Raw genomic sequence first — 16,481 nt, 5'->3', positions numbered from 1 at the left:
TAAAAAGTTCTCAGAATTACCGGTGGGCGAGCATAATTTTACTTTGACACTTACCGATGAAAGTAACAATAGTACAGAATTAAAAGGCAAGTTAACCATTCGAAGTTCGTTTGTGATTCAATCAGATGTCATCGTTGAAGCACAAAGAAGCAAAGAATTGTCTTTGGATATTCTTAAATCATGGTTTGCTACTTTGCCAGAAAAAACGGATGATTATGATTACGAAGTGGTAACAGGGCCAGAGACGTGGGCACCAAAAGATACTGGAGAAGTAACGGTATCTGTAAGAAATAAGAATACAAACAATACACAACAATTTACAACTAACTATTCTGTCAGGGATACGTTGGCACCTAATGGAAAATTAAAAGATTCACTTGAATTTGAAGAAGGAAGTGCTGAACCTGACCTGCGTGAATTATTGGACGGCGACCCGACGGATAATTGGTCTTTCCCAGACGACATCAAGCTTGCAATTACTTTTGAAAATGGCAAGAAATTCTCGGAATTACCTGTGGGCGAGCATAATTTTACTTTGCTACTTACCGATGAAAGTAACAATAGTACAGAGTTAAAAGGATCGCTACAGATTTTTTCTAAAAACCAATATATCGATGTGGTTGTACCGGCAAAGATGAACTTTGCGCAAGATAAGAGCAGTGATGGGATTGTTTCGCCAATTTATAAAATTCAAAATAATTCAGAGCGAGCACTAACAGTTTCTGTGGATTCGATGACTAGTATCGAGCAAACAGAACGTTTACCTGAACTGACCTTAGGAATGAAAAATACTCAGCAAAATCAGGAAATTCTGTTAGTATCCAATGGACAGAATTTATCAAATTCAGTCGAATTGGGCACACTTTCTCCAGAAAATAGCGTTTATCAATTTTCATTTTTTGGATCAGCTGGGCCGAATATTGATTTAGAAGCTTTACTTGTACCAATCAAGCCAGCTTATACGATGAAACTACATTTTAAAGTCCAATAAAGTGGAATAAAACAACAGAAAACATAAAAAGGAGGGTATGACAAAATGGTTGTCATACCCCTTTTTTTACGAATATACAGTATTTTTGAAAGTTACTTCTTCGAAAGCTAGATCGGAGTTTTACCAAAATCTGAGAAATAATTTTCAAAAAAATCTGTCTATCGAGTTGTCGCACAAGGAATGTTAGAAAGTAGCTGTTAAAACGCCCTTGACTCTTAAATCTGACTCACTCATTCTTCAATGAAGCGTTTGACAACAGCGTAGTCTCCTTCATAAGGAACATCTACGCCATTGATTTTTTGATAAGGATCAACGCCTTTTCCTGCCACGACAACCGAGTCTTCAGGGAGGCTGATGGCGAGGGCTTTCTTGATGGCTTCAGGACGTTCCATTTCGTAATAGACTTCTAAGTCAGGGTTAGTGATGGCTGCTGAGATTTCTTCAGCAATTTTTTGTGGATCTTCAAAGGCTGGATCATCAGCAGTTAAAAAAACCACATCTGCAGCTTCCGATAATACTTTCCCGAAATCATGGCGACGAGAGACGGCTTTATTCCCAGGACTGCCTAAAACAACGATTACCCGACCAGTAGGGTGTTCCTTTTTAGCAAACTCCAATAAAGTTTTCAAACTGAGATAGTTATGGGCATAGTCGACATAGACATGCGTGCCGTTTTTGTTGATTAGTTGATCCATGCGCCCAGGGACACGTGCATCTTTTAGTCCTTTTTGGGAATCTTCGACAGAAGCACCAGTTAATGCGGCAGCAATGATGGCACTTGTGGCATTTTCTTGATTGAAGTCACCAGCTAGTTGGATGTCATAATCGGCTTCGATCGCTAATTTTCCATGGTGATTGATTAAGTGAAACTCATGGTTGCCAGTTGGTAGGCTTTTTACTTCATAGTCTGTTTCCGAAGTGCGACCATAAGTAACGGTTGGAATGTTTGCTAATTTTGCTGTTTCTTGCAATAAATCAAAATAATCACTTTCATGATTCAAAATAACAGTTTTAGAATTTAAAATTAATTGGCGTTTGCAATAAAAATAATCATCAAATGTCGGATGTTCGATCGGACTGATATGATCTGGTGAAATGTTTAAGAAAATCCCTACATCTAATGTAAGTCTATAAACACGTTGCGTTTTATATGCTTGTGAAGAAACTTCCATCACTAAGTGGGTCATACCATTTTTTACGGCTTCAGCCATCATTTTATATAGATCCAATGACTCAGGTGTTGTGAGATGTGATTTGAAATAAGTTTCCCCATCTAACGTGGTATTCATCGTTGAAAGTAACGCCGTTTTCCTTTTTGTTGTATGATCTAAAATAGCTTTTGTAAAATAAGCCGCTGTCGTTTTTCCTTTAGTACCCGTATAGCCGATCACATATAATTGATTTTGTGGGTACTGATAAAAAGCCATTGAAAGGACCGCCATAGCTTTACGGATGTCGGTGACAATGATACCCGTGGCCGAATTTTCGTAAGGTTGTTCGGCTACATAATAAGCCAGCCCATTTGAAATTGCATTGGTTAGGTATTCTTCTTTAAAGTTAAGCCCTTTGCAAAAAAAGAGTGTGTCAGCATCTACTTGGCGAGAATCATAACTTAATTTATTAAATACAAACGGTTCAGGTACATCTAGATGCCAACCTTGAATGGAAACAAATTCTTTTAATAGATTTTCTTTTATTAGTAAATTACGGATATCTTCTAAAGAGAAGCGCATTGAATGATCCCTCACTTCATTTTCATTGGATTATTGAACATTATAGCATACTTGTAGGATTTACTAGAAAAAGTGTCAACTAAGTTTCAGATCATATGAAAAATAAATAGCCACTGCTTTTCAACCGATACGATCAAAGTATAACAACAGTTGCTATTTATTATGGTTAGAAGAATGAAATTTTTAGCGAATGAAAGGCTTTATTCCAGATTCTTAGTGATGGGATAGATACGTCCTAATAACTTTAAGAAAAATGAACTTAAGACAATCGAAAACAAGACATAAACTGTTTCTCGCCATCCAAATACCAGATAATTGAGCCAAACAATGATTAAATTTGTCAACAACAGCCCCCTTGATACAGGGATACGAAAAAATTTTTGAAGAATGATGGGTGGAATAGTGACGCCCCCATTTGATGCTCCAACAGTATAGAGTGTATAGACACCTGAGCTAAAAAGTAAACTTCCTACAATTAGTGAAAGAAACTGTGAATAAAATAGAGCTGTTTTAGGAATAATTTCTAAAATGATAGGAAAAAGCAAACTGCCAATCACCGCTTTAACAAAAATAATCTTGCCTAACAAGAGTATAGCTAAAGTAAGCATCGTAATATTAACCACCCAAACAGTGATTGCCTTTGGTATCAGAAAAGCAGTTTCCACTAAATGTCCAATCGCTCCGACACCAGCGGAAGCAATGTCATGTGGTAGTAAAAACCAATTTAAGCCAATGGCAATAAAAAGGACACCAATTAAAATAACGGATGTTTTCTTCAGTTCTTTAAGCATAAGTCCTCCCTATGAAAGATGTTTTTAGTCATTAAATATTATAACATAACTAAAAAGCAGGTGAATAGGGGTTATAAAAACAAAGGCTTAATACAATAAAAATAACTTAGTGATAAAAATATAGTCAAAAAGAAAACGTTACCTGAAAATAGTGAATTTCCAGAAAAATCATACAAAAAAGATTGCCAGTTTCTCTTTTTACAATTAAAATGTTAGTAATGTTTTGAAGAAAGTTGGAATCTGATCGATGACTAATCAACGAAAACCAGCAATGGAAAATTTAACACCTCAAGAAAAAATGGCCAGAGGTTCTGCCTGGATGACGGCCAGTAATATTCTTTCGCGATTGCTTGGCGCTATCTATATTATTCCTTGGTATGCTTGGATGGGCGAAAATGCAAAAGCTGCAAATGGATTATTTAACATGGGCTATAATATTTACGCATTGTTTCTCTTGATTTCAACCGCTGGGATCCCGGCAGCTATCGCGAAACAGACGGCACGTTATAATTCGCTGAACGAATATGGCACCTCTCGTCGTTTATTTATTCGCGCCTTACAAATGATGGGGATATTAGGAATTTTGTTTGCTTTATTCATGTATGTGGCTTCGCCTTGGTTAGCTCATGCTTCTGGTGGGGGAGAGGAACTGATTCCAACGATGCGTTCACTAAGCATTGCTGTTTTGGTTTTCCCTTGTATGAGTGTGATACGTGGCTATTTTCAAGGGAATCAGGAAATGATGCCTTATGCACTTTCTCAAATCGCTGAACAAGTTGCCAGAATTTTTTATATGCTTCTTGCGACATTTATTATTATGAAAGTGATGAAAGGCGATTATGTCGCAGCTGTTACGCAATCAACTTTTGCAGCATTTATCGGAATGCTAGCGAGTATTTTAATCCTGTTGTATTTTTTAAAAAAACAGCAAGCCTACACAGCTGCTCGTGTGCAATATAGTCAAAATCAAGTAAACGTAGCGACAAAAGAGTTATTACTAGATACCATCAAAGAAGCCATTCCATTTATTATCGTTGGTTCTGGCGTAACGATTTTTAAATTGGTTGACCAGTTTACATTTATTAAAATCATGTCAGCAACAACCGAATACTCCAAAGATCAACTACTTGATCTATTTTCGATTTTTAGTGCGAATCCCGATAAGCTGACAATGGTAGTCATTGCGCTTGCTACATCAATTGCCTCAACAGGTTTACCTTTAATCACGGAAGCGGTAACGATAAAAGATCGCCGTGGATTGGCAAAATTAACGAGTGGAAATTTACAACTCTTTTCATTCTTTATGTTTCCAGCAACTTTTGGTGTCATGCTTCTAGCTTATCCATTGAACACGTTGTTTTATGCACCCGATAAATTAGGCAGCCATGTGTTGATCCAAGCAAGTTTTGTTGGACTATTCTTAGGATTGTACATGCTGGTTTCTAATATGCTTCAAGGGATGTTTGAAAATGCAGCAGCTATTCGCTATTTAGCGGTTGGTTTTGCGGTGAAGTTGATTTTGCAATACCCAGCCATTCGTTTGTTTGAGGTATACGGTCCGTTATTTGCCACCTTGATTGGCTTTGCAGTTTCTTGTACCTTGATTCTGAAGAAAATACGTGAAGTAGCCCGTTTTAAGCCGAGTTTTGTCTGGCGTAGAACACTTTTGATTTTTATCTTAACGTTGATCATGTTACTAGCTGCCGGGGTGACTAAATTTGTCTTTGGTATGTTTTTAAATCAAGATAGTAAAGTACAATCACTACTATTAATTTTATTTGTGGCCGGAGTTGGTGGCAGTGTGTATGCTTATTTAGCACTGAAATTACGATTAGCGGAACGACTTTTAGGAACAAGTATGATACGATTACGTCATCGTTTAAGAATTAAGTAAGAAAAAATAATAAAAAGAAGTTAGGAGTAATGGGGGCTGTTACGACTTAACTTCTTTTTTCAATAAAAAGGAGTTTTAAGATGCGGTTAGATAAATTTTTAGCAACTGTTGGATTAGGCAGTCGTAAAGAAGTCAAAGGGCTTATCAAAAAAGGGCAGATTAAAGTGAACGAAAAAGAAATAAAAAGTGACAAATTTCAAGTAAACGAATGGACCGATATAGTCTCCTATGAAGGCGAGCGGTTATTTTATCAAAAAGATTTTTATTATATCCTCAACAAACCAGCAGGTGTCATTTCGGCTACACAAGATAATTATGAACAAACAGTGCTTGATCTTTTTGATGAGTCCTCTTATCGTGAAGATCTTTTTCCCGTTGGTCGTTTAGATAAAGATACAGAAGGACTGTTGGTTTTAACCAATGATGGTGTATTAGCACACCAATTACTTTCACCAAAAAAACATGTTGAAAAAGAATATTTTGCCAAGATCAGGGGCGTCATGACAGAAGAAGATGTGACGGCTTTTAGTCGAGGGCTTGTAATTGATGGAGGCGAAGAAACCAGACCAGCTCAATTATTTATTGATGCGGTTGATCTTGTAACAAATACTTCTAATATCCGTCTGATCCTTCATGAAGGAAAATTCCACCAAGTAAAACGGATGGTAAAAGCAGTCGGAAAAGAAGTCACCTACCTTAAAAGGATTCGTATGGGCAATTTTTACTTGCCTGAAGAATTAGCGATTGGAGAATATCGTCCCATGACAGAAGAAGAAGTGCATCAATTAGAAGGTAAGTAAGAAGGCATAGAACAATCCATAACAAAATAAAGCATGATGCTTGTTTATTCGAAAGTGAATGGTTATGACAGAAATAATTAGTTCCAAGCAAAATAAGCAGTGGTTTTCTAAAATAGTTCTCCATATTTTGGAAAATCATTGCTTATTGTGGAGGAATTGCTTTTGGAATACTGTTTATTCAGTTTTAAAACTTTGAGATAGACTAATGGACTAGCTATTTTTATTTTGTAATTTTATGGAATAGATTTAGTGGAACAAGTAAGTGTTATATCTTGTTTGATCCTTTAAATATTGTTATGAATGCAATCAATTTCATTGTTTTGGCGAGGTAAGTAGCTGAATGAAGCATTTTTGTTATCTATATTTTGTTTCATTTTTTCTATAATTTGTTTATTTATTCTCTTTGTTGTAAGCGCTATAATTTCTTTGTGAATGACACGAAAGGAGTTTTACAATGAAAAAGAGAAAGGGGTTAAACCATTTTTTTGCTAATTTGTGGCGATACAAAGCCTTAGTGTTCATGGCGGTTCCAGGTATGCTTTGGATGATATTTTTCTTTTATATCCCTGTATTAGCAAACGTAGTTGCGTTTAAAAACTTCCATATTTCCGCTGACGGCTTTTTAGCTAGTTTAAGAGAAAGTCCTTGGGTTGGTTGGGAAAATTTCAAATTTTTATTTAGTTCTGATCAAGCTTACTTGATTACTAAAAATACCATTTTATATAATGTCACATTTATCCTTTTAAACTTATTAATTTCCGTTGTTTTCGCCATCATTATGAGTGAATTGAGAAATAAACGACTGGTAAAAGTTTATCAAACGATGTCCTTGCTTCCATATTTCCTATCTTGGGTTATTATCAGTTACTTTGTTTATGCTTTCTTAAGCCCAGATAAGGGAATCTTTAATCAATGGATCACAGGACATGGTGGTGAAGCGATCAACTGGTATAACGAACCGAAATATTGGCCATTTATTTTAGTCTTTATCGGTACGTGGAAAGGGATTGGCTATAATAGTATCATTTACTTTGCCTCTGTTATGGGGATTGACCCGACTTATTATGAGGCAGCGATGGTAGATGGTGCAAGCAAATGGCAACAAATCAAGCATGTGACCATTCCACAATTGGTACCATTGATGACGATTTTGACCATTTTAGCTGTAGGAAATATCTTCCGCGCAGATTTCGGATTATTTTATAACATACCAAGAAACTCAGGTGCACTTTATGAGGTAACGCAAGTATTAGATACTTACATTTATAATGGTCTAACCTCTACAGGTGACTTTGGGATGACCGCCGCAGCTGGGTTGTATCAATCGGTTGTAGGATTTGTTTTACTGATGGTTACAAATACGATTGCACGTCGCTTTGATAGCGAATCTGCATTGTTCTAAGGAGGAGAAAACATGAATAAAAAGAAAGTTGAACGAGTTCAAATACGTTCATTCAATAAAACAACCAATTTTTTCTCCAACCTTTTGATTGCACTCTTTGCTATTTCTTGTATTTTACCGTTTCTATTTGTTATTGCTATTTCTTTTACCGAAGAATCTGCTTTAACTACACATGGTTATAGTTTTTGGCCGAAGCAGTTTAGCACATTTGGCTACACCTATCTATTTGGACAAATGCAAGATAAGATTTTCCAAGCTTTATTTGTCACAATACTTGTGACGGTTTTAGGTACGTTGATTAATAGCACAGCAACGTCTCTATATGCTTATGCCATTTCACGATCCAATTTTCCATTCAGAAGATTTTTTACTGTTTTTTGTTTAATCACCATGTTGTTTTCACCTGGGATGGTAGCGAACTACTTAGTGATGACCAATCTTTTACAATTAAAAGATACAATCTGGGCTTTAATCTTACCAATGGCTGTTAGCCCATTTAATATTATTGTGATGCGAACCTTCTTTAAACGTTCAGTCTCAGATTCTATTATTGAATCCGCTAGAATTGATGGGGCAAGTGAATTACGTATTTTTGTACAAATTGTGTTGCCTTTAGCGATTCCAGGGATCGCAACCATCAGTTTATTTGCAGCTTTAGGATATTGGAACGACTGGTTCAACGCACTATTATATATTCAAGATGACAAATTGGTTCCATTACAATATTTGTTGATGAAGATTCAAAGCAACATCCAGTATTTGACACAAAATTCAGGAGCAGGCAGTCAATTGGCTGGAGGACTTGCTTCTGTACCAGGAGAATCAGCTCGTATGGCGATTGTTGTGATTTCCACTTTACCGATCGCAATCAGCTATCCATTTTTCCAAAAACATTTTGTTAAAGGTTTAACGATTGGCGGAGTAAAAGAGTAATACAATAAAAATATAAATTATTTAGGAGGAAGAAAAAATGAAGTTATGGAAGAAATTAGCCTTTACAGGCGTTTCTGCAATGATGGTTGGAACTTTGGCAGCATGTGGATCAGGTACAAAAGAAAAAGCCGATGCAAGTGATACGACGACTCTTCAAATGTATCAAATTGGTGATAAACCAGAGAACTTTGATCAATTGATGGAAATTGCCAATAAACGAATTGAAGAAAAAATCGGTGCAAAAGTCAATATCAACTATATTGGTTGGGGCGATTATGAGAAGAAAATGAATGTTATTATCTCATCAGGCGAAAACTATGATATCGCTTTTGCAAATAACTACGTGTCTAATGCACAAAAAGGCGCATTTGCTGATTTAACTGATTTAGCTCCAAAATACGCAAAAGAAGCCTATGATTCACTTGATGAAGCTTATATCAAAGGAAATTTAGTCAATGGTAAATTGTATGCCTTTCCAGTAAACGGCAATGTCTTTGCTCAACAAGTATTGACATTTAACAAAGCATTATTAGACAAATACAATTTGTCAATTGACGGTATTGAGTCTTATCAAGATGCTGAAAAAGTCTTACAAGAATTTCACAAAAAAGATCCAAATACAGCAGCTTTTGCTATCGGCCAAGGATTTAAAGTACAAGGAGACTTTGATTATCCATTAGGTAACACATTACCATTTGCTGTTGATTTAAATGGAGATGAGACAAAAATTATCAATCAATATGATAATAAAACATATATTGAATTGTTACGCACGATGCACAGCTGGTACAAACAAGGGTTGATTCCTAGTGATGCTGCTACAAGTAATAAAGATTATCCATTAGAAGGTAACACTTGGTTAATGCGTGGAGAAACACAAGGACCATACGATTATGGTGATACAATTTTAACAAATGCAGCGAAACAAGAGTTAGTTTCAAAAGCAATCACTGTTCCTTTGAAATCAACAGCCCAAGCACAAATGGCAAACTTTGTTGTTTCAAACACTTCAAAAAATAAAGAAAAATCAGTCGAATTTTTAGGGCTATTAAATAGCGATCCAGAGTTATTAAATGGCCTAGTTTGGGGAATTGAAGGAGACGCATGGGAAAAAGATGGGAACGACAAAATTAAACTGTTAGACGGCTATCAACCAAATATGCATATGTCAGCATGGAACACGGGGAATAATCAAATTTTATATACACAAGATACAATTACTGATGAAATGATTGCTAAAAGAGACCAATCAATTGAAGAAGCGAAAACTTCACCAATTTTGGGATTCAGCTTCAATACAGATAGTGTAAAAACAGAATTAAGTAACATTTCAAATGTCATGAATCAATATTTGGATGGATTAAACACGGGGACTGTTGATCCTGATCAAACATTACCAAAACTTAAAGAAGCATTAAGCAAAGCTGGTTATGACAAAGTATTAACAGAAATGCAAAAACAATATGACGCATTTCGAAAAGAAAGTAAATAATTCAAGAAACTAGGTTTAAAATAGTTAGTTTCTAGAGATAAGCAGAACTTTTTCCGAAATTTGCATGTCGAATTTTTGGACTGTTCTGCTTATTTTTATACCATTCATTGAATGTGAAGAACGACAAATAAAAATTAAAAGTATCTTTTACTTTTTCATTAGTCTTGTATAATGTAAAGGAATACAAGCTTTTTTGGGGGGAACAATATGTTAGGTAAGGCGCTAGAAACATTATTTATAAGAGTTTGGGTAGTAATGAAATTAACTTTCTTTTTTTGGATTTATACACTTATAGGAGCGATTGTATTAGGGGTAGGTCCATCCTATAAAACAGTGAATGAATTATTTTATCGGTATGGTTTTGAATATAAAGAAATAACGTTTAAACGTGGATTAGAAACGTTTAAACAATCGTTTGTTAGAGGAAATCTGTTGTTTGGCTTATTTTTAGCAGTAACATTTTTACTTGGTTATAATCTCTATTTATCGGTTCAAATTAAAGGACTTCTTTTTTTGATTACGGATTTTATTCTTATTTTTAGTTTGCTCTATGCTTACGCAATGTATCAATATAGCTTAATTTTAGATAGTGAATATGCTATTTCAATTCCTAACTTGCTTAAACTAAGTTTTGTTTCTGGTTTTTCTAGTTTTTCTACTTTTTTGAAATTGTTAATCGGTGGAGCAATTATCTTTTGGTTAACTTGGAATTATAAAGGATTGATCCTTTTTGGTGTTATTGGATTATTGACTGTCTGGAATGGATTAATTACTAAACAATGGCGAGAAAAATTGAACATGCAACTAGAAATTTATGAGTAGATGGCGTATCTTATTTTCGCAAGGAACCTTATTGAATCGTCTTTTGCGAAAATATGCTTTAGTGATGATCTTATTAACGACGGTTGCTACCGTGATTATCAGTGTTCACACGTGGATACAATCCCAAAATCAAGCGGAACAGATGACAAGTGAAGCACTACAAAGCACTAGTCGCACATTAAACGACAAAGCAACGCTTAGTAAGATTATAAAAAACCAATTATTGGGAAGTTCAGAAAAAATCGAAAACGCAACGACTTATTTGACAAAACCAATTGATGAATACTTGATGTATGCGTATGACCAACAACAAAAAACTTCCGATTTTTTATCGTTTCCTTATCAAATGAGAGATATTTATGTCAGCTATGAAGAGGTTAGCACGGTTTATGTGGTCTTCAGTCAGTTACCCGAATATTTTGAGTCATCCAGAAATAATAAAGGTGGGATCATTAAAAGCGGTACACCTAAATTATCAGATGCCTTTTACATTAAAATGTCAATCACACAAGGCGGAAGTGAAGTCGGTAGTATGTTTGTTGGTTTTGAAAAAGAGGAACTAGATGCAGCACTAGCGAGTTTGAATACGTTCAGTGGTTTGTCATTGTATATGATTTCTGGAACAACTAATCGGCTATATACTTTTCATGATAAAGGACTAGCAGAAACAACCTTAGCCTCACAAGAACAATTAATCACTGCTAGTCTTCAACAAAATTCGAAGTTACCAATTCAAGCGCTTGAAAAAAACAATTTTATCCAATACCAAAAGCTACCAGATGATTATCGTATTTTAACTACGTTAGATCGCCAAATGGTTAGTCGAACGGTCATCAGAAATTTAGCTCCTTTGGTTTTAGGCGTATTTTTATTAGATAGCAGTTTGTTGCTTCTTTTGTACAAAACATTTAATCGCTACTCTCAGCAAATAGACATTGTCATGGCTGCAATGAATGAAACAGCAAAAGGAAATTTAGAAACACGAATTGATACGACAAAAACAGAATATGAATTAAAAGATCTCTCAATTGGAATCAATGAAATGTTGGATAGTATCAATCAATTTGTGGAGGATATCTACAAATTGGAAATCAAGCAACAAGAGGCACATATGCGTGCATTGCAAGCGCAAATTAATCCCCATTTTTTGTATAATACGTTGGAATATATCCGCATGTATGCACTAAGTGAAGGGAGCGAAGAGCTAGCCGATGTTGTTTATGCTTTTTCCGCCCTATTACGCAACAACACCAACCAAGAAAAAACAATTAGTTTAAAAGAAGAATTGGATTTTTGTGAAAAATATGTTTATCTCTATCAAATGCGTTACCCTAATCGTATTGCTTATCATTTTTCAATTGATCCTACATTAGAAAAAATCGAAGTACCAAAGTTTGTAATACAACCATTAATTGAAAACTATTTTAAACATGGCATTGATTTTACACGAGTTGATAATGCACTAAGTGTCAAAGTTTTTCGTGAAGGTCAGCGTGTCATGATAATTGTCAAAGATAATGGTCGTGGGATCACACCTGCACGCTTAGAAGAAATTGAATCCCGATTGGTACAGACGAAAGTGGAATTAACCCAATCAATTGGACTACAAAATGTGAATGAACGATTGCGTGCTTATTTTGGTAGCAGTTATCAGATGAAATTATGTGAAAATAAAGAAGGTGGATTGACGGTCACAATTATCTTCAAAGAAAAGGAGTAAAAAAATGTATCGAGTGTTATTAGTAGATGATGAGTATATGATTTTGACCGGTTTGCAAAAAATCGTTGATTGGGCAAATTTAGGCTTTCAAGTAGTAGCAACTGCTGAAAATGCGATGCAGGGACTGTCAGTATTAGAGACGCAAAAGATTGATTTAGTCATAACTGATGTAACGATGCCTGAAATGAATGGGCTAGAGTTTATTGAAGCTGCGCAAAAAGAACACCATACATTTGAATTTATGATTCTTTCGGGTTATCAGGAATTTGATTATTTAAAAAGTGGTATGCAACTAGGAGCAGTTAATTACTTAATGAAACCTGTAAACAAAGCGGAGCTGGTGGAAAGTTTAATAAAAGTGAAACAACACTTAGATGATAAAAATGAACAAAAAAATCAACAAGAAATTTATCAAGAAGTCCTTTTTAACCAGTGGCTCAATGAAGAATTAGATGAGTCAAGTGAAGAAGAATTACTGGAGAAAATAGGCGAAAAACAGCGAAGAGTCTTGATTGCTCAAGTCCCTCGTTTTGCAGGGCAAGCAGTGAATCGGTGGTTGAAAAATCAACAAGAACTTTTTTATTATCAACGTACCTATGGTGAAACAGATTTATTTACTTTATTGTTAGAAGAACACGCCGTTCCAAGATTTTGTCGCTTTATTCAAGAAATCAGTAAAGAAAATGAATGGCTCATCAGTATCGGTGATGAAACCGCAGATCCAGATAAGATTCCTGAAAGCTACCAACACGCAAAAGATAATTTGCAATTGCATCAATTTTATGGTGAAAAAGATCAACGAATCTTTTTCGCAGAACAAGAAGCGGCCAAAGAACAAGCCATTGATTTTTCTTCTTTCAGCCGAGTATTAAAGAGTGGTCAATTGGAACGAGCACAACAAATGATTACCCAATTTTTTGAACAATTTCAAAAAGCAATCATGACACCAGAAGATATTCGCCATTTCAGTTTTTTGTTGTTTATGGATATCCATCGAGAGCTCATTCATTTAGAAGATGATGAGTACTTAAAAGGGATTCAAAGTATTAACCAAGCAAAAACAGTCCAAGAGCTACATCAACTGCTTTTGTCTTTGATCAAAGCCCAACAAAAGCAAGTACGATATAGTGAGAATGTCGAACGTGTGGTGACGATTTTACATGATCATTATAACGAACCATTGACCCTAAAAGAGGTCTCTGAAAGTTTGCACTTAAATGTTATGTACTTAGGACAATTGTTCAAAAAAGAAACCAAAAAAAGCTTCTCCGTGTATTTAAATCATTTAAGGATCGAACAAGCGAAATGGTTACTTTTACATAGTAGCCATAATATTAATGAAATATCAAACGAAATTGGTTATAATAATACGACTTATTTTTCAAAATTATTTAAAAAAATGGTTGGTCAATCACCAAAAGAATACCGAGAAGGCCAAAGATAAAACGAACTAAAAATAAACAACAAAAAAGAAATCAAAGTACCTGGAAACAATAGTCATAGCTTCCAGGTTTCTTCAATTTCTTTTAGCTCAATTAGTGCGTATTATTTACTTTTTGTGAGGCCCATGTTGCACTGTACTGTTTACCAGCGACTAAGTCATATTGAATCAGCTGATAATCTTCAAGCAATTCTTTTTGTTTTTTCGTTAAATCATTTTGATGAATTATTTTGTTTTCTTCTTATCGATTTGTGAAAGTTTTAAGAATAAGTTGAAGCGTTCGCTTAGCTGAGACATGATAAGTCACTGCGGGTCAATTACATAAAATTTGAGCTAGTTACAAATAGAATATATTGTAAAATTTAAACTTTTTATAATGTTACTTCAATTTTATATCTTAACTTAATTTATATAAAAAATAACGAGATATTGTCTTTAGATAAGCAGTTTTTCCAATTAAAAATGATCGAACTTGTTTAAATTTTTAAAGTTAAGTACAATTTTTGTTAGGCAGAAAAGAATTTGTACGAGAAGAGGAAGAAATATGTTTTTTTTACGTAAATACGGTTTTTATTTTTTACTATTAGGCGTGTTAAGTGATTTTCTTACTCCCTATATTTTAGGAATGTTTTATCCAAAATTAAATCAATTAACCGAAGTGATGAGCCTGTTTGGGGACGTTGGTAGTCCGGTAAGGCAAGCCTTTTTGGTTTGGTCGATTATCTCAGGATGCTTATATGTTTTAGCTATACCAGCTTTATACCAAACATTTACCCCCGCTTCAAAATCACTCGGAACTATCTTACCGGTTTTAGTTGGTTTATATGGGGTGACTGATTGTATTTTTACTGGTTTGTTTAGTGTAAACACAAGTGAAAGTTCTTGGAATTTTTCTACTTGGATTCACAACGTAGGTTCTGGTATTGGATATAGTGGATTTATCCTCATTCCTTTCATCATTTTTCTTTTGTACCGCAAATTGGGAGAGACAAAATCGAGTCAGCAATTTTTTATTATGATGATTGTAAGTTTTCTTTTTGCAGGGATTTATGGAGTTGCTCGTATTCCTGGTTTCAATCAATTGCCAATTTTCAATAAGTTAGGTTTTTGTCAAAGAATCAGTTTTTTCTTTAATTATTTGCCAATCGCTTGGTTAAGTATCCTCCAAATAAGAAAAGAAATGATAAATAGAAAAGCTAGGATGTAGTTGTTTATTTTCTATAACGGAGAGGGCGAAAAATTCTACTGAATCAGCAAAAATGTAAAAATAAATTACATTTGAAATATTTTAGTAGCAAATATTCATTACAGGATTCTTCAAAATAAATGAGAAAGTTTAGAAATGATTCATTCAGTAAGGATAGAATGAAAAAAATTGTTTATATGATTGAAACGAATGAATGATTGTGTCAGACTAAACCATACATGCACATCATAAAGATATGCAAAACATGTAGGATGAAGGAGTCTATCAAATTAAATGAGAAATATAAAATTAACGATGGAATACGATGGCAAACGTTACTCAGGATGGCAACGTTTAGGAGATGATGACAAAACGATTCAAGGGAAAATTGAATCAGTATTAACGCAAATGACAGGCGAAAAAATAGAGATTATCGGTTCTGGAAGAACAGATTCTGGCACGCATGCAAGAGGTCAAGTCGCTAACTTTAAAACAAACTCACCAATGAGTAGAAGTGAAATGTTAACTTTTTTAAATCGTTACTTACCTAGAGATATTGTGGTAAAAGAGGTCGAAGAAATGCCTGAACGCTTCCATGCTAGATATAATGCTACTGGAAAGAAATATAGTTATTATGTTTGGAATGACCCAATCCCTACTGTTTTTGAACGAAACCATAGCTTTTTTGTTCCTCAGCCTCTAGATATGGATAAAATGAACGAAACTTGCCAAAAATTAATAGGAAATCATGATTTTATTGGTTTTTCTGCGTTGAAAAAATCTAAAAAGTCAACCGTTCGTACGATCGAAGAGATTACGATCAAACAAGAAGGTAAGATGCTTCATTTTACTTTTGTTGGGGATGGTTTTTTATATAAAATGGTGCGAATCATGATGGGCACTTTATTGGCTATTGGTACCGGACAATTACCTTTATCTGTTATTGATGAAATTTTTGACAATAAAGTGAGAAAACAAGCGGGAGAAACAGTACCTGCTCAAGGGTTATTTCTAGATGAGGTATATTATCAGTAAGTAGGCATGATCCAATAAGTAAAGAAAAGACCGTAAAAGATTGGACATAAATAAGTTTCGGTCTTATCGTTTGAAGCAGACCAGTCTTCTCACAACCTATCCATGGCATTCAAGTAGCAACTCCTCAACAATAAGCGAGTAATTTTCAAAATATGGAAAAGCTATTTTAAAAATTACTCGCTTATTTGCTCGGAGCTAAACGCTACTTTCATGACCTTACCCACGGTGTTCCATAGCCAGT

General features: G+C 34.8%; 12 protein-coding genes and 1 pseudogene. 11 read left to right on the top strand and 2 right to left on the bottom strand.

Annotated elements, in window-relative coordinates; genetic code table 11:
* Positions 1–991, top strand: a pseudogene (locus tag EVI01_RS13755) (hypothetical protein); the annotation flags it as partial.
* A gap of 230 nt (positions 992–1,221) precedes the next feature.
* Here EVI01_RS13755 and EVI01_RS12045 read toward each other — a convergent pair.
* On the bottom strand, positions 1,222–2,724 hold the full coding sequence (locus EVI01_RS12045; protein ID WP_010750212.1) for a UDP-N-acetylmuramoyl-L-alanyl-D-glutamate--L-lysine ligase: 1,503 nt from the start codon (positions 2,722–2,724) through the stop codon (positions 1,222–1,224).
* A gap of 200 nt (positions 2,725–2,924) precedes the next feature.
* Entirely contained in the window at positions 2,925–3,515 is a 591-nt protein-coding gene (locus EVI01_RS12040) for a YitT family protein (protein WP_010750213.1), read from the bottom strand.
* 247 nt (positions 3,516–3,762) lie between these two features.
* Here EVI01_RS12040 and EVI01_RS12035 point away from each other — a divergent pair, with 247 nt between their 5' ends.
* From EVI01_RS12035 to truA, 10 genes are all read left to right on the top strand, one after another.
* The gene (locus EVI01_RS12035; protein WP_010750214.1) at positions 3,763–5,409 is read left to right on the top strand and encodes a putative polysaccharide biosynthesis protein; all 1,647 of its coding nucleotides are present in this window, start codon (positions 3,763–3,765) and stop codon (positions 5,407–5,409) included.
* A gap of 80 nt (positions 5,410–5,489) precedes the next feature.
* Positions 5,490–6,209: a pseudouridine synthase gene (locus EVI01_RS12030; RefSeq protein ID WP_010750215.1), complete on the top strand. Its 720-nt coding sequence runs from the start codon at positions 5,490–5,492 to the stop codon at positions 6,207–6,209.
* Positions 6,210–6,663: 454 nt separating this feature from the next.
* Positions 6,664–7,611: an ABC transporter permease gene (locus EVI01_RS12025; protein WP_010750216.1), complete on the top strand. Its 948-nt coding sequence runs from the start codon at positions 6,664–6,666 to the stop codon at positions 7,609–7,611.
* 12 nt (positions 7,612–7,623) lie between these two features.
* Positions 7,624–8,544 carry a carbohydrate ABC transporter permease gene (locus tag EVI01_RS12020; protein ID WP_010750217.1) on the top strand — a complete coding sequence of 307 codons (921 nt, stop codon included), beginning with the start codon at positions 7,624–7,626 and terminating at the stop codon, positions 8,542–8,544.
* 37 nt (positions 8,545–8,581) lie between these two features.
* Complete coding sequence (locus tag EVI01_RS12015; protein ID WP_010750218.1) at positions 8,582–10,036, top strand: ABC transporter substrate-binding protein; 1,455 nt, start codon at positions 8,582–8,584, stop codon at positions 10,034–10,036.
* A gap of 207 nt (positions 10,037–10,243) precedes the next feature.
* Positions 10,244–10,858 carry a YesL family protein gene (locus EVI01_RS12010; protein WP_010750219.1) on the top strand — a complete coding sequence of 205 codons (615 nt, stop codon included), beginning with the start codon at positions 10,244–10,246 and terminating at the stop codon, positions 10,856–10,858.
* Positions 10,851–12,578 carry a sensor histidine kinase gene (locus tag EVI01_RS12005; RefSeq protein WP_010750220.1) on the top strand — a complete coding sequence of 576 codons (1,728 nt, stop codon included), beginning with the start codon at positions 10,851–10,853 and terminating at the stop codon, positions 12,576–12,578. Before EVI01_RS12010 ends, EVI01_RS12005 begins: the two co-directional genes overlap by 8 nt.
* 4 nt (positions 12,579–12,582) lie before the next feature.
* Positions 12,583–14,022: a response regulator transcription factor gene (locus tag EVI01_RS12000; RefSeq protein ID WP_010750221.1), complete on the top strand. Its 1,440-nt coding sequence runs from the start codon at positions 12,583–12,585 to the stop codon at positions 14,020–14,022.
* Between the two features lie 541 nt (positions 14,023–14,563).
* The gene (locus tag EVI01_RS11990; protein ID WP_010750222.1) at positions 14,564–15,226 is read left to right on the top strand and encodes a DUF998 domain-containing protein; all 663 of its coding nucleotides are present in this window, start codon (positions 14,564–14,566) and stop codon (positions 15,224–15,226) included.
* A gap of 273 nt (positions 15,227–15,499) precedes the next feature.
* Positions 15,500–16,240 carry a tRNA pseudouridine(38-40) synthase TruA gene (gene truA / locus EVI01_RS11985; protein ID WP_010750223.1) on the top strand — a complete coding sequence of 247 codons (741 nt, stop codon included), beginning with the start codon at positions 15,500–15,502 and terminating at the stop codon, positions 16,238–16,240.
* The last annotated feature ends 241 nt before the right edge of the window (positions 16,241–16,481 follow it).

Source organism: Enterococcus villorum, assembly GCF_007990225.1.
Lineage (GTDB): Bacteria > Bacillota > Bacilli > Lactobacillales > Enterococcaceae > Enterococcus_B > Enterococcus_B villorum.
The sequence above is the reverse complement of the archived record's forward strand: the minus strand, read 5'-3'. Positions and strand labels throughout refer to the sequence as shown.